The organism is Flectobacillus sp. BAB-3569 (genome assembly GCF_002270355.1).
GTDB lineage: Bacteria > Bacteroidota > Bacteroidia > Cytophagales > Spirosomataceae > Flectobacillus > Flectobacillus roseus.
In genome coordinates this window covers 126,728-152,910 of sequence record NZ_NJFZ01000022.1, presented here as the reverse complement: position 1 = coordinate 152,910, position 26,183 = coordinate 126,728, and the positions used below count along the sequence as shown (strand labels likewise).

Here is a 26,183-nt window from a genome sequence, read left to right as displayed (position 1 = left end):
CTGGACACCACTCCAAATACACCGCTCCTCTTCCTTTTTTTGACTCTTGATGCTCAAACCTAATAAAAAATATTTTGTTGTAGGCTTTAAGCTGTAAGCAATAGGCATTTGCCTATGACTTTCATGCCTTCTAATTACAATAGATTGTTTTTAGACAAATACTCTGCAATTTGAACAGCGTTTGTAGCAGCACCTTTACGAAGGTTATCCGCAACAATCCACATGTTCAATGTTTTTGGTTGAGTTTCGTCACGACGGATACGACCAACAAATACTTCGTCTTTACCATGTGCATTGATTGGCATAGGATAAACAAAGTTTTTCGGATCATCTTGTACGATTACACCTTCTGTGTTTGACAAAAGATCAAATACTTCTTGCAAATCGAACTCGTTTTCAAACTCAATATTTACTGACTCTGAGTGACCACCAATCGTAGGGATACGAACCGTAGTTGCAGTCACAGCAATTGAGTCATCCATCATGATTTTCTTAGTTTCGTTCACCATTTTCATTTCTTCTTTGGTGTATCCGTTGTCCAAGAAAACATCGATGTGTGGCAATACGTTCAAATCGATTTTGTGAGGATATACCGCAGGTACATCTGTACGACCTTCACGTTCAGCAAACAATTGGTCAACCGCTGCTTTACCAGTACCAGTAACTGATTGATAAGTTGAAACAACCACACGCTTGATTTTGTATTTCAAGTGCAAAGGGTTCAACACAACTACCATTTGGATAGTCGAGCAGTTAGGGTTTGCAATAATTTTATCTTCAGTCGTCAATGTGTGAGCGTTGATTTCTGGAACTACCAACTTTTTAGTTGGATCCATACGCCATGCCGACGAGTTATCTACCACTGTAATACCTGCTTCAGCGAAAAGAGGAGCAATCTTTGTAGATGTACCACCACCTGCAGAGAAAATCGCTACATCAGGCTTCATCTTGATAGCATCTTCGAAGCCTACTACGGTGTACTGCTTACCCTTAAACTCAACCTGTTTACCTACTGAACGTTCTGAGGCTACTGGGATAAGTTCTGTTACAGGGAAGTTACGCTCCGTTAAAACTTTCATAATTTCGCCACCGACCAAACCTGTGGCTCCGACTACTGCTACTTTCATTGTTTTAAGTACTTTTTTGGTTATAGTGAAAAAACGCTGTATGCTTTAGTTAATCAAATTAAAACAAGCATTTAACAGCCGAAAATTTAAGTTAGCGACAGCTAACTCATTACTTAAAAAGTCTGTTTCCAACCTAAGCCAATGACTGGCGTTTGATCAGATGTTTGATTTATACTCAACCCAATTCGACTTTGCTGCAATTGCAACTGATTGTATCGGGCAATAGACTTCGACAAATGGACAGTCGAGCGAAAATTCAAATAAGTGGTAATCACCAAAGCACTGCCTAGCGAAGTCCAGTAAAAATTATTTGAAACCTTATCTCGATTAAAAATTGTATAAAGCGAAACCCCTGCTGATGCAATATTGACCCATTGCATGGCTTTTCGTTGACTCTTAAACTTCAAGAACCTGCTGCTTACTTCAGGGTCTTGCATTTGTAGTAATGGAATTTGTAATGCCAATGGGTTTTCGATAGTCTGCCTTTCGTAGATATATTTCATACCCCAAAAATTGCGCTCCACTGCGATATACTTTGGCTTGGGAAATTCTGTCTGTCCCAAAACTGCCTGAGAAATACCCCAGCATAGCACCACACACCAACCTATTTTTGCATACTTTGATAAACGCATCATTCCATACTTTTTAAGTGTCAAATAGGGCTTTTTCTACAAGTTTTTGACAAATCGTTAGTAATTTTCTGATTTTCACTACGTTGCGACCCGTCAAAAAGTCCGCAAAATTACTCCATAATCTCCGAAGAGAAAAGAAATTTCTTTAGTTTGAATAATATATTCCTAATATTTTAATAAAATACTATGCTATACTGTTCCCAAAGGGTTCTTTTTCAGTTTTTTACTCCAAATTCATAACATCTTTGTGGACTCACACAAAAATCGAGCGGAATGTCCCATTCGCCTACTTCCTCTATCAATGGCACTGCTTCTTCAAGACACAAGCCTATTTTTTGTACTTCTGGTCGACATTCTGTCAGAAATCTATCATAAAATCCTTTGCCATAACCTACTCTATTTCCTTTTTCATCAAAAACCAATAAGGGTAACAAAACCGTATCAATCTTTTGAGGCGATACCTTTTGTGAGGAATCAGGCATAGGCTCTGGAATACCCCACTCACTCAAGGTGATTGTTGCGACATCGTACAAGTAGTGTCCCATCTCAAAAGAGTTAGGCACAACCCTCGGTACTACCAATCGCAATTGTGGATATTTTAACTGAAGCTGCTCAATCAGCGGAAAGGTATCTATTTCTTTCTGAATGCGAATTGGCAAAAAGAGATGCAAATAATGTATTGTCGAAAAATCGAAGTTTTCGATAACTCTCTCCACAATTCGCTCACAGCGCTGTTGATATTCAGATTCAGAAAGGCTATTGCGTTTTTCTTTATATTGTTTTCGTAATTCCTTTTTGGTCATTGGCTCTATGATTTTGTTTTACGGCATTTGTCGGAGCAATATTTTACCTCATCCCATACTTTCTCCCATTTCTTTCGCCATGCAAAAGGTCGCTTGCAAGTTTCGCAAATTTTTGAAGGCAAATCTGCTTTTTTACGCATTTTCATCACAATATTTATTTTAAAAGTCTAATTTATTATGACTTTTAAACCATTCAAAACAGCTAAATGTTAAAAAACAAGCTCTAAAAAATGACTTTTGCAAGTTTCTGAAAAAACTATTATTACCAAATTCCTTCCATTTTTTGCCAAAAACTTTCCATTTATGACAGTTCATCGAATACAAATCATAAGCCCGATTTTCAGGTATAAATTTGTATCAACAATAAGGCAATAAAGTTAGAGAGAAAACGATGCCTAGCCACTAAAAAAACATTACGTTGTGATTCTCAAATAGATTTTAAATTGGTGCAGCTTTTTAAAGTCAAAAAAATAAGGTCATGACACACCAAAGTTAAGGATTCGATATTACGCATCCGCCAAGTTTACTTCAAATTAAGGGCTTGAAGTAAATTCAATAAGTAGAAAAAAATTTCATAAGTAGGAGAGTTAGAAGGGCAATAATCTTTTAATGTTGTGCAAAAAGGTGTATCTGTAATCAGGTACACCTTTTTTATTAGTTGTGAGTTTTGAGTGTAGAATGCTGAGTTCTCCTACGTCCGAAATCAGAAATCCCAAATCTGAAATTATTTGAAATCCTTCGTACAACCCTAATGGGGAATGGAGGTAGCTACATCCTTTATTTCTCCTTTACTTATTTTCAGGGTATCGACTCCCCTTTTAAAAAGGTTTTTGTACTTTTGCAGGAATTTTGGGGCAAGTTGTTATGTTTCAGTAATACAAGGGGTTTCACAACTTCATCAACGCTCCAGTTTGGCAAGTAACAAAACGTGCTTTTTAGCAAACAGTTTATAATGAACTTCAAAGAATATAAAAACCTAGACTACGCTCAGGTAGCAGATGAAATTTTGCAATTCTGGCAAGAACAAAAGGTTTTCGAAAAATCCGTCGAAATCCGTGAAGGGCAACCTACTTTTACTTTCTATGAAGGTCCTCCATCGGCCAATGGTACACCTGGTATTCACCACGTGATGGCACGTGCCATTAAGGATATTTTTTGTCGCTACCAAACCCTCAAAGGCAAGCAGGTAAAACGCAAAGGTGGTTGGGATACGCACGGTCTTCCTGTAGAACTTCAGGTAGAAAAAGAATTAGGTATTACAAAAGATGATATTGGTAAAAAAATCTCGGTAGAAGAATACAACAAAAAATGCCGTGAGACAGTAATGAAATTTACTGACCTCTGGAATGACCTTACCGAGAAAATGGGCTATTGGGTAGACCTTGATGACCCGTATATCACTTACAAAAACGATTATATTGAGTCTATTTGGCATTTGTTGAAGCAGTTGTACGACAAAGGTTTGTTGTACAAAGGCTACACCATTCAGCCTTATTCGCCAGCAGCAGGTACAGGTTTGTCTTCGCACGAATTGAACCAGCCGGGTTGTTACCGTGAAGTAAAAGATACTTCGTTGACAGCGCAGTTTAAGGTAAAACTTACAGGAAAATCAGGATACTTGTTCGACGCTGCCGATAGCGATAATATCTATATCTTGGCATGGACAACTACGCCTTGGACACTTCCTGCTAACTCAGCCTTGACTGTTGGAAAAAATATTGATTACGTTTTAGTAAAAACATATAACCCATATACTTACTTGCCAGTAAACGTAGTATTAGCTCGTGATTTGGTAGGTAAATATTTCAACGAAAAAGGAAAAGACGCTGACTTTGAAGCTTACAAAGATGGCGACAAAGTGATTCCTTGGACAGTGATTATGGAGTTGAAAGGTGCGCATTTGGAAGGTATCGAATATGAGCAATTGTTGCCATATATCCAACCAGACGCTCCTGCTTTCCGTGTAATCTTAGGTGACTTTGTTACAACTGAAGACGGTACAGGTGTGGTTCACACAGCTCCAACTTTTGGTGCAGACGACTTTAGAGTGGCTCAGCAAAATGGTGTACCTGCCATTTTGGTGAAAGACGAGAATGGAAAAGAAGCTCCTATCGTAAACCGTCAAGGTCGTTTTGTCTCTGAAATTACTGACTTTGCAAACGAGCCAGTAAAAGAAGCTTACCTTTCGGACGAAGAGAAAGAAATCGAGCGTGAAAAACAAGGCCGTGACAAATACCTTTCTGTAGATGAGCGTATTGCGATTAAGTTGAAAACTGAAAACAAAGCATTCAACGTACAGAAATTTGATCACCCTTATCCTCACTGCTGGCGTACCGACAAACCAGTCTTGTATTATCCACTTGACTCTTGGTTTATCCGTACTACTGCCGTAAAAGATAAGTTGATTGCCTTGAACAATACCATTAACTGGAAACCTGAATCTACAGGTACAGGTCGTTTTGGTAACTGGCTCGAAAACTTGGTTGACTGGAACTTGTCACGCTCTCGTTATTGGGGTACTCCGCTTCCTATCTGGCGTTCGGAAGATGCCGAAGAAGTGTGTATTGGTTCAACGCAAGAGTTAATCAATGCCGTAAAACACGCCTTGAAAGATGATGCTTTGAATGCAGAACAAAAAGAGAAAAACCAAGCATTCTTAGATGCCGCTGATCAAGATATCCTTGATTTACACCGTCCGTTTGTGGATGAAGTATATTTGGTATCTGCTTCGGGTAAGGTAATGACGCGCGAAACAGACCTTATCGACGTTTGGTTTGACTCAGGTGCGATGCCTTTTGCACAATGGCATTATCCATTTGAGAATAAAGATATTTTCGAAAAATCATACCCTGCTGATTTTATCTCTGAAGGTGTTGACCAAACTCGTGGTTGGTTCTTTACCCTTCATGCTATCTCAGCCATGATTTCGGATTCTGTAGCATTCAAAAACGTCGTTTCGACAGGTTTGGTATTGGATAAAAACGGTAACAAAATGTCAAAACGTTTGGGTAACGCTGTCGACCCATTCGAAACATTGAAGAAATACGGAGCTGACCCAACTCGTTGGTATATGATTACTAACGCACAACCTTGGGACAACTTGAAGTTTGACTTGGCGGGTGTAACAGAAGTACGTAACAAGTTCTTCGGTACATTGACTAACACGTACAACTTCTTTGCTTTGTATGCTAATTTGGACGGCTATCAGCCAACAGGCAATTTAGATAAGAGCATTGCCACAGAACTTGACCGCTGGATTTTGTCAAAACTTCAAACTTTAGTGAAAGAAGTTGACGAGTCATTCAATACCTACGAACCAACCAAAGCTGGTCGTGCTATCCAAGAGTTTGTGAGTGATCACTTATCTAACTGGTATGTACGTTTGGGAAGAAGACGTTTCTGGAAGGGTGATATGACTGATGATAAAAAATCAGCGTATGAAACCTTGGCATATTGCTTAAAAACAGTTGCTCAATTGATGTCTCCAATCGCTCCTTTCTATGGAGATTGGTTATTCAAAAACTTGACTAGCAACCAAGCTGGTGCACCAGAATCGGTACACTTAACAGATTTCCCTACAGTTCAGGCAGAATGGATTGATGAAAATCTTGAAACTTCGATGGACTTGGCACAGCGTATTTGTTCGTTGATTCACTCTTTGCGTAAAACTAATAAAATCAAAGTTCGTCAGCCATTGTCGAAAATCTTGATTCCCGTATTGAGTGAAAAAACGCGTGAGCAAATCCGTAGCGTAGATGATTTGATTAAGTCAGAGGTAAATATCAAGTCGGTCGAATACCTAGATGACGCATCGGGTGTATTGTCGAAAAAAGTAAAACCTAACTTCAAAGCATTAGGTCCTAAGTTTGGTCCACGCATGAAAGAGGTAGCAGCTTTGATTTCGGCTATGAGCAACGATGATATTGCTGTTTTGGAAAAAGAAAATCAATACACGCCAGCAGGTAGCGATATCGTAGTTACACCAGAACTTGTTGAAATTTTGACAGAAGACCTTCCAGGTTATCTTTCAGCCAAAGACAATGAGTTGACAGTTGCATTAGACATTACAATTACTGACGAACTTCGTCAAGAAGGTATTGCTCGTGAGTTTGTCAACCGTGTTCAAAACTACCGTAAGGATTCTGGTTTTGAAGTAACTGACAAGATTAAAATTGAATTGTTGGATACACAAGCTGAAGTTTCGGCAGGGGTATTGGCATTCAAAGAATATATCTCACAAGAGGTTCAAGCGGTTTCGTTAGAAGTAGTAAATACTTTGAGCGAGTCAGTTGAAGTTGAAATGGAAGAATTGGTGCTACAATGGAGAATCGTAGTAGTCTAGTTTATTGAGTGAGTTGGTGATTAAGTGGTTTAGTGATTTTTAACTCTTAATTACTTTTTCAAATAAATAAGCGCGTAGGTAGCATAAGCTTGTTACACCTACGGCGCTTTCTTTTTTGTCTATGAAGGCTCTAAAATAAGATTGCACATTACTAGTTCAAGACTTAGTCTTGGACTTATTTTTCAAACAGTTTAGAAACTGTTTTACGATCAATCTCGCCTCTCTCTCTTTCTTGTTAAAAAGCTTACAGAATTAAGTATAAAAACAAGGGTTGTGATACACAAGCCAATAAGCTGCATTTGCGTAAAGTCCTTTGCAAAAAGTAACAGCACACCTATCGACACGATTGAACCTAATAACGAAAAGAAAAGCAGGGCATTTTTCAGTGTAGTATTCATGATAGTTATGATTTGGTTTAAAATAATCCTTTAATTCGTAATGATAGAAAAATGATTGGCACTTCTATTTACCTTCTAATTGGTATATATGGAATAGGCTCTTTGATATAAATGACTACTTCCGTATATCGAAAGTTTCCCACATATTTCGGACTAACAGAGGTAACAAGGGCATAAGTAAGATCTATTTCTTGTCCATTGATGAGCATATAATATTCATAATACACAGGTTTGGATATTCCCAATTTTAATATTTGGGAGTTTTTGTTGTTATAAATAATAATGGAATCGGAAACAGATAAGTCTTTGGTGAGTCTTTCTAACTGTTTTACAGTATTTAAACCATTCGTTCGATCTACAGGTAATGCAGTTTCTTCTGATTTACAAGAGAAAAAAAAGGAAGTAATCAAAAGTAGTGAGCAGGGCAATAGGTTTTTCATTGTGAATGAGCTGTTGTTTATGTATGTAGAAAAATTATTGATAACGCATATAATCAATGACTAAATTAAGTGTATTCTTCTAGAAATGCTTATTTTTTTGTTATAATCCACAGAATCAAGAATATAGACAAATATATTTTTAAAAAATATCAATCCTAGCAATCCAATATTTCAACTGTCCCGTATATATTTTTGAATTCCAACATTTGTGAGACAATTAAAAAAACGATAGCATGCCTTCATTGGCATGGGTTTCTCTGTATTGTCTCTATTTTACGTTGAGCTGTCCTAAATCCATATATTCCACATTTACAAAAACTCATTTTTATTATGAAAAAGCTTTTTATTTTATCCGCACTAGTATTTGGTTCTGTTGTAGCATCTCATGCACAAGCACTTACAGGAACTCTTAATGGCGTATTAAATCCAGTTGTTGGTAACCTTAATGCTCCTGTAGCAACATCTAATGTTGCCAATCTTACAAGCCCATCAAACGGGGGTCTTACGGTTGTTTCAGGTACAAGTGGTTTAGTTAATACTGCAACGAGTAACGTAGCACGTTTGAATACATTTGCAGTAGTAAACACATTGTCAAACAACCCTACAGTAGCTAATCTTAATGTTAGCAATACACAAGTATTAGGAAACAATGTAAACAACAATACTACGGTTGTAACTAATTTATTGAACAATACCTCTGGAGCAAAATATATTTCGGCGACAGCCCCTACGACAGTAACAGGAGGTTTGGCAAATATTGGCATTACACCATCAGCTGCTGTGATTATTCATAAATAATTTTTAAATAAGGAGTTGTTTGTAAATATTTTACCCGCCATAACTCCTTAACCCGTAAAAATCAATTGGATAGCTGAAGCCACTGATAGGCATACGTGCTGAGTCGGTGGCTTTTTTATTAAACCATCAACAACCACCAGTATTTTGGTTGACCTATGAAAACTTTTTTCTTCATCATGACTTTTTTAGCAATAAGTCTGATGCCTGTCCGAGCGCAAAAGGTTTGGAATCTTCATCAATGTATCCAACATGCTCAAAACAATAACCTTCAAATCAAGCAAACTCGACTCAATCAAGAGTTAGCTTTAGAAAAAACTATTTACACCAAAACCGACCTCTACCCTACCGTTCAGTTTTCGGTTAGTCCGACGTTGGCTATGGGGCGTTCGCTTGACCCTACCACTTATCAATATGCCACCAATGGCTTTATCAATAATATTATGGGGGTCAATATGAACCAAGTATTGTGGGCGGGTGGTCGTAAAAAAAACTCCCATCAACAAAGTATCGTTGAACAAGAAATAGCGAGTTTACAAGAACAAAAAAATACTGTTGCCATCGCCATACAAATCACGCAGGCTTATTTTCAGATATTATTGCAGCAAGTTTATGTCAAAAGTGCTGAACGTCAGCTCGGTATTTCGAGTGAGCAATTAGCCGTTTTTCAAAAAGCCAATACCAGCAACCCCGACACAGCTTATAGCGTTTTGGAATGGCAAGCTCAAGTAGCCAACGATGAATTTACATTGACAAAGTATAAAAATGAGTTGAAAACAGCTCAAATTAATCTTGGTACACTTTTGGCATTGCCTGACCCTTTGGGCATCGAAATCGCAGAAATAAAAGACGAAACATTTACTGTAGATAGACCTATCGGTCAAAAAAAGGGGGAATATGACTTGTTTTATAAAATGGCGTACTGGCATCCGTCAACCAAAATAACGCAACTCAATCAGAAACTTGTAGCCCTGCAATATGATGCTGTCAAAGCCAGTGCCTATCCTACGATCTCATTGGCTGCAGGTGTTTCATTGCCTTTTTCAAGCCTTTTCCGTGAAGTTGACCAAGCTTATCTGGTTCGTACCGATACCATTCCTGTGTATTCGCAAGGGCAACTACGTTTGGCACTTTCACCCAACTATGCATACAGTTATAAAACAACCTCCTTTTTTTCGCAGTGGAAACAACTAGCAAGTGCGTATGTAGGTTTTCAAATCAATTTGCCTATTATAACAGGAGGTCTTCGAAAATACCAACAGCAACAAGCTGCCATTAATATCGAAAATGCGCATATCTCGATGCTTTCGGCACGAGCTGAGATTTATAAAGAAGCACTCTTGTCGACTAATAATTTGGAGGCTGCTATTTTACAATATCAAGCAGCACAAAAAACCTTACAAGTTTGGCAGGTATATTTTAACACTACCTTACAAAAGGTACAACGAGGAGAGGTAAAAATAAAGGATTTTGAATCCGTCAAAAATAGCTTTTTCACGATTCAACAAAATGCAGAAATCGCCAAATACGATTGGCTTTTGAAAAAGAAAATTTACCAATATTACAGCACTGGCAATATGGAAGATTTGTGAGTTATTGAGTGAATAATGGTTGAGCGATTATTTTAAAAATAGCAGTAGAGACGCAATGATTGCGTCTTAAGCCGAGTAAAATCTAGCAATTTTTCATCAAAAAAGCGGTCGAAATAATTTCGATCCGCTTTTTTGATACTATTTTTTAGTCTGCTATTGACATATAATTTTTTCACCTTTTTTAGTCACTACATCATATTCATAGTACTTTTTGGTGGTTTCTGTCGCTAAAGGTTGCCCAACTACCGAAACAGGTTTTGCACCATCAATACATTTCAAGAGCGGGTTTGACACTGTTCCTTTGGCTAGTTTTGCCCCTTTGATTTTCAACGGTACTTCAGAACGAATACGGCAAGTACCCCCCAATTTTGAGAAGATAGTAGCCTTTTGAAGTTTACCATTTTCCCAAACGATATCTACCTCAAAGCCTCCACGAGCTACCAATCCTTTTACTTGTCCTTTTTGCCAAGTACTTGGCAAAGCTGGTAATAAGTGTACTGCGCCCGAATGCGATTGTAGCAACATTTCGGCAATACCTGAAGTCGCACCAAAATTTCCATCAATCTGGAATGGCGGGTGAGCATCAAACAAGTTACGATATACACCTCCTTTGTGATAGTCATATCCGTCAAAGCCAATAGGACTCAAAAGGTTTTTGAGGATAATCATTGCGTGGTCGCCATCCAATAATCTCGCCCAGAAGTTCACTTTCCAGCCCATTGCCCAGCCTGTACCTGCATCACCTCTACGCAATAATGAATTTTTTACGGCTTTGAATAACTCAGGAGAAGTCCAAGGGTTTACTTGATTACTTGGGTGCAAGGCATACAAATGCGAAGAGTGACGATGGTGAACATCTGTTTCTTCAAAATCCTCTGACCACTCCATCAAATTACCTTTATCGTTGATTCTGAAAGGTTGAAGTTTCGGCAATAACTCTTCCAATTGCTTCACAAAAGCAGGGTCTTGATTCAATGCTTTGGCTGCTTGATAACAATTGTTCAATAACTCACGAGTCAAGGCTAGGTCCATAGCTGTTCCTGCTGAGATAGCTAAGTTTTTTCCTTGATATTTATATTGATTTTCGGGAGATACCCCAAAAACTAACTCATAATAACCTGCATCGTTTTTATCCAAGAAACCAATTACAAATTCGGTGGCCCCTTTCATAACTGGATAAAACTCTTGTAAAAACTGTTTGTTGCCTGTGTACAAATAATGTTCATACACATGACTACACAACCAAGCTGCCCCCATTTGCCAGTTGGCCCAAACAGGGTCGCCTGTACCAAAATCACCCACAGGGGAAGTCAAACCCCAGATATCGGTATTGTGGTGCGCTACCCAACCTTTGAGGTTATAGTGTAGTTCAGCCGTTTTTTAACCATTTACCGATAAATCTTTAATCAAATTCATCAATGGCTCAGTCAATGGCGAAAGGTTACACATTTCGGCAGGCCAGTAATTCATTTGCACGTTGATATTGGTCGTATAGTTAGAACTCCACGGCGGACGTACCATATTATTCCAAATACCTTGCAAGTTAGCAGCCTGACCACCATGACGAGACGACGAAATCAGTAAGTAACGACCATAATTAAACAAGAGCGCTACCATTTGTGGGTCAGCATCTTTGGCATAGTTGACAATACGCTTATCAGTCGGGATATTGGCTGTTCCTTTACTTTCCAATGCCAAGTCTACACGGCCATACAGTGCGTGATAATCTTGATAATGCATTTTACGAATACTTTCATACGAACGCCCTGATGCCAAACGCATCCATTCTCCAGCTTGCTTTGAAGGCTCTAAACCCTCCAAACCAGGCGATTTGAAACGTCCATTGTAACTTGTTGCAGCTACCACATACACTTCTGCCTCAGAGGCATTTTCTAGGACCAGCTGATTATCTTTAACACTTACCTTACCTGTGGCAGATTTGATTTGTACCCAAACCTCCGCTTCCATTCCTTCGCCATTCCAATCGTCGTATTGAACGGCTTCTTCTGGCTTAAAGCCTCCTCTGTAATTGGGTTCTACATGTTTAGGTGCTTTCAATCTGATTTTTAAGATATTACCATCAACCCAAACTTTATTCTTCATCAAAGACGAAGCTCCAATCGTAAAACCTAAACTACGCCCCCCGTTAGCAGTCAAGCGCATAGCCATTGCTTTATCTGGAAAACTAACTAGCAATTCACGCTCATAAGTAGCCTTAGGTGTGCTATAGCGAACATGAGTGGTAGAAGTATTCAAATCCAAGTCACGGTAATACTCTCCAATTTGGGTAGTATCCGAAAATGTCATCGTAAGATCGGCAAGAGGCTGATACGACTGTGTAAATGCGCCTTGGAGTTTTTTAGAAAGCTCCTCTGCTTCGGCGTATTTCTTTTGTTTCATCAATGCCTTTACTTCAGGGAAGTACTGAGCTGCATTGTGATTGTTCCAATCTTTGGGAGCACCCGACCAAAAATCGGTATGGTTAAGCTGAATGAGTTCTTTGCCTGTACGACCAAAAACCATAGCACCCAAATGACCATTACCAATAGGGAGCGCTTCTACCCATGTTTTGGCTGGTGAATCGTACCAAAGTTTATCGGTTTGTGCAAAAGACTGCACACCTATAAGCGAAGCACAAGCCCATAAAAAAAGTTGTTTCATGAATGAATTGAATTTAGATAGTTTGATTATCAGTAGGAAGTATTAGTGCTGAATTATTAGTTGTAAGTAGGAAAACGTTATTAGTTAACAGTATATTGGTTATTTGAAGATATTCATAATCAAAAGGTTATAGTCAACTTTTGCCTCAGATATACTATTAATTTAATCTTTCCTTTTACTTAAATTATGAATGTAAAATAATATTTTACATTGAGTAGAAGCACCAAATTTGATTTAAGTTGTGTGCTTTAGGCTTTCAGATAACAGCTTTGGGCGGTGGACTTTGGATATTAAAAACATTTTAACACTCTTTACTCTTTGCCTTTTGCCTGTTGCCTTGTGCCTCAACAAATAACTTAAATCTTATCCTACATGATCACTTATTACTTAAATAATCGTCTTTAAAACACTGATAACAAAAGGGGAAGCCTCTCAAAACTACTCAAAGGCTGTCCTGCCACAGAAACTTTTGCGCAGGTCAAGGTGTTTTTCTTAAAAGCTTAGGTCCGTAAACATTTTCCAGCAATTACAGACCTAAGGATTACATTTTCATTTTTTAAACAAAAACCAGATATGTTAAACTTTGAATTGCAGAATCCTACCAAAATTCTTTTTGGAAAAGGACAAATAGCCAACATTGCCAAAGAAATTCCTGCTAACGCTCGTGTATTGATGACTTACGGTGGTGGTAGTATCAAAACCAACGGTGTTTACGAACAGGTTATCGAAGCCTTGAAAGGTCATGAAGTAGTGGAATTTAGTGGTATTGAGCCTAACCCTACCTATGAAACACTCATGAAAGCTGTAGAAATCATTCGTACTCAAAAGCTTGATTACGTATTAGCTGTTGGTGGCGGTTCGGTGATTGATGGTACTAAGTTTATCGTAGCGGCAGTAGACTTTGAAGGTGAACCTTGGGATATTTTGGCAAAATCTATCCGTACAACACAAGCTATGCCATTTGGTACAGTATTGACTTTACCTGCTACAGGGTCTGAAATGAACTCTGGTGCAGTAGTTACTCGCGTAGCAACACAAGAAAAACTGAGTATGGGCGGACCAGGTTTATTCCCAAAATTCTCAGTATTAGACCCAGAAGTAATTAAAAGTATTCCTGTTCGTCAGTTACGCAATGGTATTGTAGATGCTTACACACACGTATTGGAGCAATATATGACTTATCCTGCTAATGCTTGGCTTCAAGACCGTTTTGCAGAAAGTATTTTACAGACTTTGATTGAAGTTGCACCAAAGATTTTGGCCGACCCAAGTAATTATGAAGCTGCCGCCAACTTTATGTGGAGCTGTACAATGGCACTTAATGGCTTGATTCAAAAAGGTGTGCCAACCGACTGGGCTACACACATGATTGGTCACGAACTTACGGCTTTGTACAATATCGACCATGCCATGACATTGGCTATTATTTTCCCGAACCTATACCGTAATCGTTTTGACAACAAAAAAGAAAAGTTGGCACAATACGGCGAACGAGTATGGAATATTACCGAAGGTTCTATCGAGGAAAAAGCGAATGCTGCTATTGAACGTACAGTAGCTTGGTTACATGAATTAGGAGTAAAAACACGCTTATCTGAATACACAAGCGACTATGCTCACACTGGCGAGTTTATCGAAAAGCGTTTCACCGAAAGAGGCTGGAAAGGACTTGGCGAACGCCGAGATATTACTCCAGAAGTTGTAAAAGAAATTGTAGAAATGAGCTACTAGGAACAAATTTGAGTGATGAATTGTGAATGATGAATTAGGTCTTTCAAACCATTGCGGATTTGGGATTTTTGATTTCGGAAAAAAGGGCTTAAGTATTAGTCCTGTACGAAGTTTCAAATTTTGTTTTAAAAATAAAATTGCAGTAGTGGCAACCCTTGCGGTTGCCCAACTCAACATGGCAACCGCAAGGATTGCCACTACTGCAAAAATGCTAATGATAAGAACACTTTTGAACAAAATAAAATCTTTCGTACACTACTAATCCGATATTCAAAAAAGAGAATGTTTGAACTTCTTCGTCCATTCACAATTCATCACTCACAATTCATCACTCATACTTACTCCCCTCCGATATAGAATTGATTCTTTCATTAATTCATAGCTCATCATTCTCAATTCAAAAAAGCTAGCTTATCTTTGTTCTTACACACTTGCTTTTGAGAACAATTTCTAGAATGAAAAGCTTCTTTCTTTTTCCCATACCACTAAATAAAAAATTACACTTTACTGCAACAATTCTTTTTGTATGCTGTTTAGGAAATCTAAGTCTTGCCCAACCTGTATTCAACAAAAACCAATTCATGGAAATGAGTGCAGCACAGCGTTATCGCTATGTGCATGATTATCCATTCTGGAAAGTTGCCAATGTAAATCAATTATCTTCACTACTGGCACAAATGGTTGAAGTCGCTGACTTCAAAAAGGACTATCACACCCAAATAGCACTCAGCTATTACCTTGCATTAATTGGAAACAATGTTGGTTTTAAGTTTCCCAAAGGAAAACCAGCGAGTATCTTCGGAGAATTGGAAGAAATGCAAAAAATTGCTATTCAGCAAGGTTATGAGGCTGAAGCATTGATTGCCGCTGCTTCATTAACCAATAGTTTGTATCTGGGTCAGAGGATTTCGAGCGAACAGTATTATGTAGATATACAAACCTCTCTGGAACAACTAAAAGAGCTTGGATTTGAAAAGTGTAGAGACTATAACATTGCCTCTATCCTATTTGACTTTAGTAAATGTCTTTGGGATTTGGGTGATTTTGATAAAGCCTATTTATACCTACGCATTGCCGAACGATATATCGAGCCTACTATAGAGGGTGGGTTTCATTATACGCAGGTATTAAGTTATTTACAAACCTATTGGAAAAATAAAAAGGAGTATAACAAATCGATGATTTATGCAAAAAGGATTTTAGCTTTTCATCAAAACTTCCACTCAGATATACCCGAACACAAATATTGGAGTGAATTTTGGCTAAATTTTGCTTCTATCGACATAGCTTCACTATTACTAGATCAGGGAAAAATTAAAGAGGGAGAAATTTATGCCAGTAAAGGATTTCAGCTTATCAAATCGCGCCTTTCATTAGATACTGTTGTATCAAAACAAGCCGAATTTGATGCCTTGATGGTATTGATTCCTGTAAAATTAAAGCTAAAAAAATCAATGAAGTGGCTCCACTTCTAAAGCTTGCCAATAATATCAAATCCTCACTAGAGCCAAATGGGAAACTTGACTATTTCAAACCATTACGACTTTATAAATATTCTTCAGAATACTACGAAAAAGTAGGTGGTTACGCGGAGGCTTTACGATATACGCATTTGGCGCAAATGCTTCAAGATAGCCTCAATCGCCGAAATGATGCCCAAAAATTATCGCAAATGCAATTGCGCTATGAAGTAGAAAAGTATGCCAACCATGTAAAAGCCATTGAAAGTGAAAAGCAATTACAAAAGTATTTGCGCAACGCCATCATTTTGATTCTACTACTGGTGCTAGGATTGGTATATGTCAACCACCAACGTCTGAGACATAAACACCGCGAGCAAGAAAGTGAGCTGGAAACGGCACAAAAAGAACTTGCTTGGCAAACCAATCATTTTCGGAGTATGTCGGAGCTTATTGAAAATCTTCGACAAGAAAATGAAAAGCTCAATGCTTCTGACAACCAGCATGAGCATTTCGAAAAACTTATTTCGTCTACCATTCTTACTGATGAAGGTTGGACAAACTTCAAGCGTATGTTTGAAAAAGTACACCCAGGTTATATGCAATCCGTCAAAGAAAAATACCCTGATCTCACCAATGCCGAACTCCGATTGTTGATGCTCGAAAAACTAGATTTGAGTACACAAGAAATGGCGAATATGATTGGCGTAAACAAAAACACGATACATCAGACTAGATTACGTTTAAGAAAAAAACCTTGGATCGAAATTAAAAGATCTTTATAAGCTTCTGTTTATGAAAAAGTTGGCGTTTTGTCAACTTTTTGTCATGCCCATTTTATACAGTTTCCCAACCTTCCTTATCATATTTGTCGTACTAATCTTGTTAGGATTTGGCACGACAAATATGCTTTGTGCTTGTAGGTTCAAAGCGATTGTTTCCTAAATACAAACCACTCTACCTAAGGCCTAGACCTGAACCCAATTAAAAAATATTAATATAAGGTTTTTACTTAAGCTGTAGCTTATCGTTAAAACTCATCTGATACTATAGGATTACACGAACAAATTTATGGTACTACCTCTTACCTTGAGGGCAACGGCACAAAGCGTTTTATAATGAAAGGTATTTTGTTATGAAATAGAACCGCACTTTGTGCCTAAAGCCTTTAGTTGTTGATCAGTCAAACTTGAATTAGTTAGAGAAGCAAAACCAACTTGGCACACTTTAAAGTTTATAAAATCATTATTCCTTTTCTCGTAATACCTCCTATATACACCATCGTAAATACTTTAATGATCATGTATGTTTTCTAAAATTCAGTAAAAAACTTATGCAACAAAAAACTACTTTTAGTTTATTCCTTCTTTATGTATGTCTCATTAGTTACAGCAATGTAACAAAAGCCCAATCGCTAGGTGGCTCTTCTCATAAATTAGGTCTTAGTTTAAACCTTGGCACTACCCCAGGGTTAGATATTGGCTATGCCATCAGTCCAAAAATCACTGCACGCTTGGGCTATAGCTATTTCAAATACAACACAAACACCACTGCCAAAACTTCGGGTGAAGACGTAAAGTTGGGAGGAGACGCCAACGTATCTATTGCTAGTCTTTCATTTGAATATCATCCATTCAAAAAAAGTAGCTTCAAACTAATTGGCGGTGTTTCATACTTTGATAAAGGGCAAATTGCGCTGGTAGTAACACCAACAGGCACTTACAAATTTGGGAGTACGACTTTTACCCCCGAAGAAGTAGGGAATGTACAGTTTACAGTAGATTATGGCAAACAATATGCGCCTTTTGCTGGCATTGGCTTTGGGCGAACTGTTCCTAAAAGAAGAGTTGGTTTTGGCTTTGAAGTAGGTTCTTATTATACCCAAACACCTAAAGTTACCTTAACTGGTGATAAAAGACTAAGCAGTATGAGCGAACAACAAGCCAAAGTTCAAGAAAACATGAAAGACTGGAAATACTGGCCAGTTGTCAATCTGAGGTTAGCCATCAGACTAGACTAAACTTTTCTCTTTTAATCCATCTTCTTTTTATTTCTGATGAAAAAAATATTTACTTCTATACTCCGTCCTGCGGTACTTCTTTCGCTTGGACTAGCTCTTACTGTTGGCTGCCAGCAAATTAATCCACTTGAAGGCGTAGAGCTTACTGTCAACAACAACGTTTATAAATCTCCTATTTTGATTGAGTTTGTTGATGCCAATCCCAACAGTAAAACTTTACCCAACGATTTAACTGTAACAATTTCAGGGCCTGGCAAAGACCTTGTTTTTACAGATCTTGGAGGAAAAGACTTTAAGGTAGCAGGTAATTTGCTTTCGGTAGTATTAGGACAAAATGCCAACCCAACCGAAAGTGCCCCTGTAGAATTTACAGTTTCTGTCAAAGGTCCCAATTACGTGTCTACCAACTACAGTATAGTAGTAACCGATTTAGAAAGTGCTACTTACGAAGTGCCATTGACAAACCTTAATGCATTACCAGATGGCGTTGGCGCTATTTCCAAAACAACTTTATTAGCCACTGGCGAAACTATTACGGTTCCTGCTACATCTTCAAAACCAGAGGTAGCCAAAATCTCTATTGCACCTGGTACACAACTAAAAGATGAAAATGGTTTGGTGATTAACACTACCAACGTTTCGAGTACCATTGTGCAATACGGAACAGGTACAGAAGAAGCAGCCAATAGCCTACCAAACGAAGGTGAAGGGAATACCATTAAGTACAAAGATGGAACAACTGATTTTGGGACATTCCTATCAGCAGGTTTTTTGGACATTGAAATGACTGCTGGAGGCAAAAATGTTAAAAGTTTCTCAACGCCATTGGATGTAACACTTTCGCTTAATCCAAGCTATGAAGATCCAGAAACAGAAGCTCCCATGAACGTAGGCGATCAAATTCCTGTATGGAGTTATGATAAAGCTAAAGATGAATGGACAGAAGAAGGAGTTGCCACTATTGCAAAAGATGCCAATGGAAATTTGGTTGCCAACTTTAAAGTATCCCATTTGTCAATATGGACAATTTCTAGAAACTATAAGGGCAAAACTTGTGGCACCAAAACTATCAGAATAAAAGTAAATTCTGACGTTAGATATGGTACTTCCAAATTTAGTGCAAAGATTACATACTCTAAAAATGGAAAAGCAAAGTTAAGTAAGAGCTTTAATAATTTTAAAATATCTAATGGTTCAAGTTATAACATTAAAGTAAAACGAGTACCTAGTGGTTATACAGGGCGTATTGTTGTTACTCCTGTTAGTACCTCTCCCAATACTACTTCGAAAGGTGGCTCTAAATCTTTTATGTCTTGTAATAACTCTGTAGTGATAGTAGATGTAAAAGTTAAAGCAACAGCTCCGGACATTCCTACACCAACAACCACCACTGATACCGAATCTGACGCAGTAAAAGTAAATCTTGACTTTACAGCGGCTTGTATTAGCAAAAATATCAGTATCAAACCTACAGTTTGGCTAAAACTCGTAGATGATACCAACACAGAACAATTAGTCAGTGTGGTGGAAGGAAAAGCTATTATTGGTATGAAGAAAGGGGTTAAATATACTTTAACTGCTACTTATAATGGAATTGATTTCTCTGGAGAAGTTACCATCAACGGAGATAAGGCTACCATCGTTTCGTCAACAGGTCTGAATGGTTCTTTCCCAATTGATGCAACAACTGGGGAAGTTAATGCTACTGTCATTTATCCACTCAATAATTGTCAGTAAATAGATACAAAAACGCCATCAAGTAATAAATCTCACAAGGACTTTATTACTTGATGGCGTTTATTTCGCTTTCCACTAAATAAAACCTGAACTCATGAAAACGTCTATCGCTTCTATAAGCCGTAGCGGTTTATTATTATTTATGATTCCTCTTTTGTTTTCGAGTTGTCAAAATATTAATCCGTTTAATGATATTCGATTTCCCAATAATACAAGCAACTATCATACTCCAATCCTCATTGAGCTTGTAGATGAAGAGCAACCCAACATTGTGTTTCCTAAAAATCTAACCATTTCAATTTTAGGCCCAGACAAAAACCTAGTACTCAGTGACCTTGAATGTAAAAATCATAAAACCGCTGGCAACTTGCTATCGTTGGTACTTTCGCCAAATGCCAAGCCAAGCGCTCAGCATCCTATTAGTTTTACGATTACAGCCCAAGGAAAGCACTACGAGCCAGTTAGTAAAAATATCACTATTTCGACTTTATCAAATCAATCCTTCACGATTCCGCTGAGTAATAGGCTATGAAGATTTTATTCCATATCTGCTTTTGAGGCATTCTTCCGAATCACACTATTCTTGCGACCATAAGTATAATAAATCACCATACCAATTGCCATCCACACAATCAAACGAATCCACGTATCCAATGGCAAGAATGCCATCATTCCTACACAAGTCAATATTCCCATAATTGGTACGAATGGCACCCATGGCGTTTTGAATGAACGTGGAGTATCTGGGTTCGTTTTTCTTAAAACTAATATCCCTCCACAAACTACGACAAAAGCTAATAGCGTCCCAATACTGGTCATTTCGCCAACGACATCAATAGGAACAAGAGCCGCAAATAAGCTCACGAACACACAGAATAAAATATTTGATTTCCAAGGAGTACGGAATTTGGGATGTACTTCAGAGAAGATTTTAGGGAGAAGTCCATCTTTAGACATACTAAAAAATACTCGTGACTGCCCCATCAAATCTACAAGAATTACAGAGGTATAGCCCACCAAAATAGCTAAAATCACCAATTGAGATAACCAAGCATACGGTGTTTGTTGAATAGCCACCGCCACAGGCGCTGCATTGTTTTTGAAAGTAGTATAATGCGAAAGACCTGTCATCACGTGTGCAAAAAGCACAAATAAAACGGTACAAACCAACAAAGAACCAATAATACCAATAGGCATGTTACGCTGTGGGTTTTTAGTTTCCTGTGCGGCTGTCGATATAATATCAAATCCTAAAAACACAAAAAATACCACACCTGCACCACGCAAAATGCCTGACCAACCATATTCACCAAATATACCCGTGTTAGCTGGAATATAAGGTTGGTAATTTTGTGGTTGCACATAATTCCATCCCAAAGCAATAAATACCAGTACCACCGCCACTTTGAGCGATACCACAATAGCATTCCAAATAGCAGAACCTTTGGTGCCACGCATCAAAATAAAGGACATAAACACCACTACTAAAGCCGCAGGTAAGTTGAACAAACCATGAATTTGTTGTCCATCAGCCAAAGTGACTGTTTCGAATGGAGAATGTACTAATTGAGGAGGAATATAAAGTTGATAATAAGCCAAAAACTTCACCAGATAGTTTGACCAACTAATAGCCACTGTAGCCGCTCCAACAGAGAACTCTAGCACCAAATCCCAACCGATAATCCAAGCTACTAATTCGCCGAGTGTCGCATACGAATACGTATAAGCACTACCCGCAACAGGAATCATTGCCGCAAACTCTGCATAACATAAGCCTGCAAAAGCACAGCCTATTGCTGCTACTACAAAAGAAAGCGTCACCGCTGGACCAGCATTATTAGCCGCTGCCAAACCTGTAAGTGAAAATAAGCCCGCTCCAATAATTACCCCTAAACCGAGCATAATTAATTGAAAGGCATTAAGAGAACGTTTGAGTGTTTTTTCGCCAGACTCCTCCGATTCTTGGATGAGCTGTTCGATGGGTTTGATGTATTTCACTGTGATTTAGTTTGTTGAATAATATTTTACAAAGGTAGGTCAGGATACGCTTATTTACTAGAGTAATATTATAGATTTTGTATAATTAACAGAAAATGGCAAATTTGGCTTTAGCCCATATGCCGCAAGTATTAGGCAAAATGTTTACTGGATATGCGATAAAATCCTCTGGAACTTTTAGCTGATAGTTTAAAGCTAAAAACTATGAACGCTTACACCTCATTCCCACACAACTCCGTAAGCGTATCCCTCAAAAAATGCTTATCTTGCATATTCAATCAACCTTTGAAACGCTTAATGAAAATAACGCATTACTTCATCAAAACCTTAGCTATCCTTGGTTTGGCAAGTTCGGGGGCTTTGGCTCAATCAGAGCTTTTTCCGAATGCCAATCAAAAATGGGTAGATTCTGTATTTAAAACGCTGACAGTTGACCAAAAGATTGGTCAATTGATGATGCCTCGTGCTAATTACAACGCTACTTATGATACGACTCGCCTCAACCAAATCGTAAAAGATTATCACGTGGGTGGATTAGTATTCTTCGCTGGAAACCCTAGCAAACAAGCCATATTAGTCAATAAGCTACAAGCGATGGCTAAAGTACCTATGCTCATTGGCATGGACTTGGAATGGGGCTTAAGTATGCGTCTCGACAGTACAACGCGTTTTCCCTATCAGATGGCTTTAGGGGCCATGCAAGGCAATACCCAGCTACTCGAAGAAATGGGTTATCAAATTGCACTTCAGTGTAAGCGTATTGGTGTACATGTAAATTATGCGCCAGTTGTTGATATAAATAATAATCCCAACAACCCTGTTATCAACTTCCGCTCATTCGGCGAAAACAAATATCAAGTAACGCAAAAAGCCATTGCTTACATGAAAGGCTTACAACGTGGAGGGGTTATTACTTCTGCGAAGCACTTTCCTGGGCATGGTGATACTGGTACTGATTCTCACTACGATTTGCCTTTGATTAATCATAATCGTACTCGATTAGATTCTTTGGAACTGTATCCTTATCGTGAACTTATCAAAAATGGTTTACAGGGAGTTATGGTAGCGCACCTAAATATTCCTGCTTTGGATACCACCAAAAACTTAGCTTCGACGCTGTCAAGAAAAGTCATTACGGATTTATTACGTAAAGAATTAAATTTCAAAGGTTTAGTATTTACGGACGCCATGGATATGCAAGGAGCCGTAAAGTTTTTCCCTGAAGGAACCGCCAACGTAAAAGCCATTCTTGCAGGAAATGATATTCTTGAAACATTTGTGGATGTTCCTGCGGCATTTAATGCCATCAAAAAAGCTCTTTTAAGTGGCGAAATCTCTCAAGCTGATATCGACGAACGTGTAAAAAGAATCCTATTGGCTAAATCATGGGCTGGGCTAGATAAGTACAAAGCGATTGATACCAAAAACTTGATTGATGACCTAAATCCTCGTTTTTCAGATTTGCTCAATCGTCAGTTGGCTATTAATACGGTTACTTTACTTCGTAACAAAAAAGATCTTATTCCTTTACAGAACCTTGATACCTTAAAAATTGCCTCATTGGTTATTGGAACACCTGCTTTTGGCTCAAAACCTGTAACGGATTTCCAAAAAATGTTAGGCAATTACACGGCTGTAGAACATTTTAACTTAGACGAAAACTCGGCTGATAGTACAATTGCCAAAGTTGAGGAGGCACTCAAATCGTACAACTTGGTAATTATGGGTGTGAATGGGCAAAATATTCGCCCTGCTAAAAATTATAATATCCTACCTAAAACACAGGAGTTAGTAAAGAGATTTAGCAATGCCAAAACCATCATCACGCTTTTCTCGAATCCTTATACATTAGGGAAATTTGAAAACTTGGAAAATGCGGCAGCTTTGGTTCAAACGTTCCAAGAAACACCTTTTACACAAGAAGCTGCAGCACAAGCCATATTCGGAGCTACTCCTATTACAGGTAAACTTCCTGTGACAGTAAATACTGCGTTCAAATACAATGATGGTATTACGACCAAAGCTCTTCAGCGTTTTGAATATACTGTTCCAGAGGCTGTAGGGATTGATTCAAAATATTTGGGTGCTCGCATTGATTCAATTGTAACGACAGCTATCGACCGTAAGGCAACGCCAGGTGCGGTGGTTTTAGTCGCTAAAAATGGTAAAGTAATTTTCCATAAAGCTTATGGAAAACATACCTATGAAGGAAATCAAAAGGTAGCTTTAACTGATTTGTATGACTTGGCTTCGGTTACCAAAATTAGTACCTCAGTAGCCGCGATGATGCGTATGAGCGATGAAGGTAAATTCTCTTTGAGCAGTACCATGGGTGATATGATTCCAGACTGGAAAAATTCCAATAAATCTGGCTTGGTGTATAAAGATATTTTGACGCACCAAGCACGCCTAAGAGCATGGATTCCTTTCTGGCAAGATTGTATTGACTCTACCAAAATGTTATTGGCAAGCAAAGTATATCAAGATAAAATTGCTGCACACGGATATCCAGAAGGATATAAAATTACGTTCTGGGAAAAACTCTTCAGTCGTAAAAAAGCTTATGCTCGTATCGAAAAAGCAATACAGTCTGACAAAAAACTTTGGGCAGAATGTGTGAATATCGCGACACAGCCAACCATTTGGAAGCACCATACTTTTGCTGCTGAAAAATCTAATGATTATTCTATCCAAGTAGCTGAAAACCTTTGGATTCATAAAGATTACCACAATGTGCTTTATAAGGCGATTGAAGATTCGCCCTTGCGTGAGAAAAAAGAATATGTCTACTCAGATTTGTCGTACTATATGTATCCACAAATCATTCCTCGTCTAACTGGTAAAGATTGGGAATCTTTCTTGAAAGATACTTTCTACCAACCATTGGGTGCTACTACGTTGACTTACAATGCTCGCTTGCATTATGATTTAAACAGAATTGTACCAACAGAATATGACTCCCTTTTCCGTAAAACACTCATCCATGGACGAGTACATGATGAAGGTGCTGCTATGCTCAACGGTATTTCGGGACACGCAGGTTTGTTTGGAAATGCCAACGATTTGGCAAAATTGATGCAGATGTATTTGCAAAAAGGATATTATGGAGGTAAGCGTTTTATCAAAGAAAGTACTTTGAACGAATGGACAAGCTATCCATTCAGTGTAGCAGAAAATAGTCGTCGTGGCATTGGCTTCGATAAGCCCGACCGCAAAAAGCCAGGCATTAGTGCTGCTCCAAGTGCCCCAGCTTCGAGCTTTGGACACTCAGGTTTTACAGGAACTTATACTTGGGTTGACCCCGACAATCAACTGGTGTATGTATTCTTAGCCAACCGTGTATATCCTACACGCAACAACTCCAAATTGTCAGACCTCAATGTTAGAACCAATATCAATGAGGTAATCTACGATGCCATCAAACGAGGCATTAAGAAATAAGATTTGAAAATAAGAGGATTTGTGGATTTGAAAATTTGATGATGTGACGATTTGAAAATGCAATAAACCTCCATTTTGATATAATTGTAAAAGCGCACTGGATACGACAGATAAAAGTTGTCATATCTAGTGTGCTTTTTTTATCACTGGTTCAAGTCTGCGACTTGAACCTATTTTTTCAAAAGTTTATAACTTTACCGTGAGCTAGACGTTAGGAAGAATTTCTTTACCCCAAAGTGATTAATTCAATCTCAAAATCTGATTTATTTAGTGCTTGCAAAATCGCATCTACCCCGTCAAGTGCAGAACCCATATCAAGTGTGAAGAGATAGACGTTTTTCTTTCTCTTTTCATAGCTGAAATTATGGACTAAGCCTAAGTTAGTCATGTCATTTTCATCAGAATCATCTTTTAGAAGGCTTTTTTGATTATACGATTCAATGGTATTCCCGATAAATTCAGCTAAAATTTCGATGTTTACAGTGGTCTTTATCCTAATGCCAATATCTGGAAATGAAGAACCAAACCAGCCCATTTCCCGAATCTTAAACCGATAGAGCTTTTTGTCTATCATAGCTTCTTTAGAAGGACGTTTCCACAAATACTCATTACGCTCAATTATCTTTTTTAATTGTTCTTGTGATGGCATATTTTCAATCCAAAAACTGATCTCTTTGTCTGTTACATCATCAGAAGGTAATATAATATTGCCATCTGGTGAACGCCAGTGAAGTTGTACATCTGATACCAGACTGTAAGCTGTTTTATCAATACCTATTGACAATGATTTATAGTAATAAAAGCTATCTTTATCAATTGTTGGAGTATAACAACCAATCCATAGTAATGAAGTATTCATGTGTACTGAAAATTCAGACTTTAAATAAATCTTTAAAAATGACTCTACTTTTTTAAAGAATGATTCTGAATACTTACCTTCTGAAATATTTATTTTCATGATTTTAACATTGTGGGCTTTGCTTTAATTCTCTGTAGACTGTATTAA

General features: G+C 38.1%; 18 protein-coding genes and 1 pseudogene. 10 read left to right on the top strand and 9 right to left on the bottom strand.

Going from position 1 to position 26,183, the window contains the following annotated elements:
- Window positions 1-134 precede the first annotated feature (134 nt).
- The 4 genes from BWI92_RS20550 to BWI92_RS20535 all read right to left on the bottom strand — a co-directional run bounded on the left by BWI92_RS20550 (window position 135) and on the right by BWI92_RS20535 (window position 2,702).
- The gene (locus BWI92_RS20550; protein ID WP_095166337.1) at window positions 135-1,127 is read right to left on the bottom strand and encodes an aspartate-semialdehyde dehydrogenase; all 993 of its coding nucleotides are present in this window, start codon (window positions 1,125-1,127) and stop codon (window positions 135-137) included.
- A 113-nt stretch (window positions 1,128-1,240) separates the two neighbouring features.
- On the bottom strand, window positions 1,241-1,762 hold the full coding sequence (locus tag BWI92_RS20545; RefSeq protein WP_141234857.1) for a hypothetical protein: 522 nt from the start codon (window positions 1,760-1,762) through the stop codon (window positions 1,241-1,243).
- 212 nt (window positions 1,763-1,974) lie between these two features.
- Window positions 1,975-2,562: a 5-formyltetrahydrofolate cyclo-ligase gene (locus BWI92_RS20540; RefSeq protein WP_095166333.1), complete on the bottom strand. Its 588-nt coding sequence runs from the start codon at window positions 2,560-2,562 to the stop codon at window positions 1,975-1,977.
- A 5-nt stretch (window positions 2,563-2,567) separates the two neighbouring features.
- Window positions 2,568-2,702: a DUF2256 domain-containing protein gene (locus BWI92_RS20535; protein WP_409024758.1), complete on the bottom strand. Its 135-nt coding sequence runs from the start codon at window positions 2,700-2,702 to the stop codon at window positions 2,568-2,570.
- Window positions 2,703-3,514: 812 nt separating this feature from the next.
- On the opposite strand from BWI92_RS20535, the gene ileS reads away from it, so the two are divergent.
- Window positions 3,515-6,904 carry an isoleucine--tRNA ligase gene (gene ileS / locus BWI92_RS20530; RefSeq protein WP_095166329.1) on the top strand — a complete coding sequence of 1,130 codons (3,390 nt, stop codon included), beginning with the start codon at window positions 3,515-3,517 and terminating at the stop codon, window positions 6,902-6,904.
- A gap of 466 nt (window positions 6,905-7,370) precedes the next feature.
- Here the strand turns inward: ileS and BWI92_RS20525 are convergent, their stop codons facing one another.
- Entirely contained in the window at window positions 7,371-7,742 is a 372-nt protein-coding gene (locus tag BWI92_RS20525) for a hypothetical protein (RefSeq protein ID WP_095166327.1), read from the bottom strand.
- A 330-nt stretch (window positions 7,743-8,072) separates the two neighbouring features.
- Here BWI92_RS20525 and BWI92_RS20520 point away from each other — a divergent pair, with 330 nt between their 5' ends.
- Together BWI92_RS20520 and BWI92_RS20515 are read left to right on the top strand one after the other, a co-directional pair.
- Window positions 8,073-8,540, top strand: a complete 468-nt coding sequence (locus tag BWI92_RS20520) for a hypothetical protein (protein WP_095166325.1) — start codon at window positions 8,073-8,075, stop codon at window positions 8,538-8,540.
- A gap of 176 nt (window positions 8,541-8,716) precedes the next feature.
- Window positions 8,717-10,129, top strand: a complete 1,413-nt coding sequence (locus BWI92_RS20515) for a TolC family protein (RefSeq protein ID WP_176464492.1) — start codon at window positions 8,717-8,719, stop codon at window positions 10,127-10,129.
- A gap of 153 nt (window positions 10,130-10,282) precedes the next feature.
- On the opposite strand, the gene BWI92_RS28920 is transcribed toward BWI92_RS20515, so the two are convergent.
- Together BWI92_RS28920 and BWI92_RS28915 are read right to left on the bottom strand one after the other, a co-directional pair.
- Window positions 10,283-10,654: a glycoside hydrolase family 95-like protein gene (locus BWI92_RS28920; RefSeq protein ID WP_409024759.1), complete on the bottom strand. Its 372-nt coding sequence runs from the start codon at window positions 10,652-10,654 to the stop codon at window positions 10,283-10,285.
- A gap of 6 nt (window positions 10,655-10,660) precedes the next feature.
- Window positions 10,661-12,790 (bottom strand): annotated as a pseudogene (locus tag BWI92_RS28915) (glycosyl hydrolase family 95 catalytic domain-containing protein); the annotation flags it as partial.
- A gap of 573 nt (window positions 12,791-13,363) precedes the next feature.
- Here BWI92_RS28915 and BWI92_RS20500 point away from each other — a divergent pair.
- The 6 genes from BWI92_RS20500 (at window position 13,364) to BWI92_RS20470 (ending at window position 20,270) form a co-directional block, all read left to right on the top strand.
- A complete protein-coding gene (locus BWI92_RS20500) occupies window positions 13,364-14,521 on the top strand; it encodes an iron-containing alcohol dehydrogenase (protein WP_095166317.1) in 1,158 nt (385 codons plus the stop codon).
- Between the two features lie 587 nt (window positions 14,522-15,108).
- Complete coding sequence (locus BWI92_RS20490; protein WP_141234855.1) at window positions 15,109-15,996, top strand: hypothetical protein; 888 nt, start codon at window positions 15,109-15,111, stop codon at window positions 15,994-15,996.
- Window positions 15,981-16,766, top strand: coding sequence for a hypothetical protein (locus tag BWI92_RS20485; protein ID WP_095166310.1), 786 nt, complete (start codon window positions 15,981-15,983; stop codon window positions 16,764-16,766). Before BWI92_RS20490 ends, BWI92_RS20485 begins: the two co-directional genes overlap by 16 nt.
- Before the next feature lie 548 nt (window positions 16,767-17,314).
- Window positions 17,315-18,001: a hypothetical protein gene (locus BWI92_RS20480; RefSeq protein ID WP_095166308.1), complete on the top strand. Its 687-nt coding sequence runs from the start codon at window positions 17,315-17,317 to the stop codon at window positions 17,999-18,001.
- A gap of 36 nt (window positions 18,002-18,037) precedes the next feature.
- Window positions 18,038-19,738, top strand: coding sequence for a hypothetical protein (locus BWI92_RS20475; RefSeq protein WP_095166307.1), 1,701 nt, complete (start codon window positions 18,038-18,040; stop codon window positions 19,736-19,738).
- A 94-nt stretch (window positions 19,739-19,832) separates the two neighbouring features.
- Entirely contained in the window at window positions 19,833-20,270 is a 438-nt protein-coding gene (locus tag BWI92_RS20470) for a hypothetical protein (protein WP_095166305.1), read from the top strand.
- A 5-nt stretch (window positions 20,271-20,275) separates the two neighbouring features.
- Here BWI92_RS20470 and BWI92_RS20465 read toward each other — a convergent pair whose 3' ends face one another.
- Window positions 20,276-21,736 (bottom strand): amino acid permease, encoded by a 1,461-nt coding sequence (locus BWI92_RS20465; RefSeq protein ID WP_095166303.1) that lies wholly within the window; start codon window positions 21,734-21,736, stop codon window positions 20,276-20,278.
- Between the two features lie 297 nt (window positions 21,737-22,033).
- Between BWI92_RS20465 and BWI92_RS20460 the strand changes: the two genes are divergently transcribed.
- Window positions 22,034-25,177, top strand: a complete 3,144-nt coding sequence (locus BWI92_RS20460; protein ID WP_095166301.1) for a glycoside hydrolase family 3 N-terminal domain-containing protein — start codon at window positions 22,034-22,036, stop codon at window positions 25,175-25,177.
- A 226-nt stretch (window positions 25,178-25,403) separates the two neighbouring features.
- On the opposite strand, the gene BWI92_RS20455 is transcribed toward BWI92_RS20460, so the two are convergent.
- Window positions 25,404-26,135: a hypothetical protein gene (locus BWI92_RS20455; RefSeq protein WP_095166299.1), complete on the bottom strand. Its 732-nt coding sequence runs from the start codon at window positions 26,133-26,135 to the stop codon at window positions 25,404-25,406.
- Window positions 26,136-26,183 lie beyond the last annotated feature (48 nt).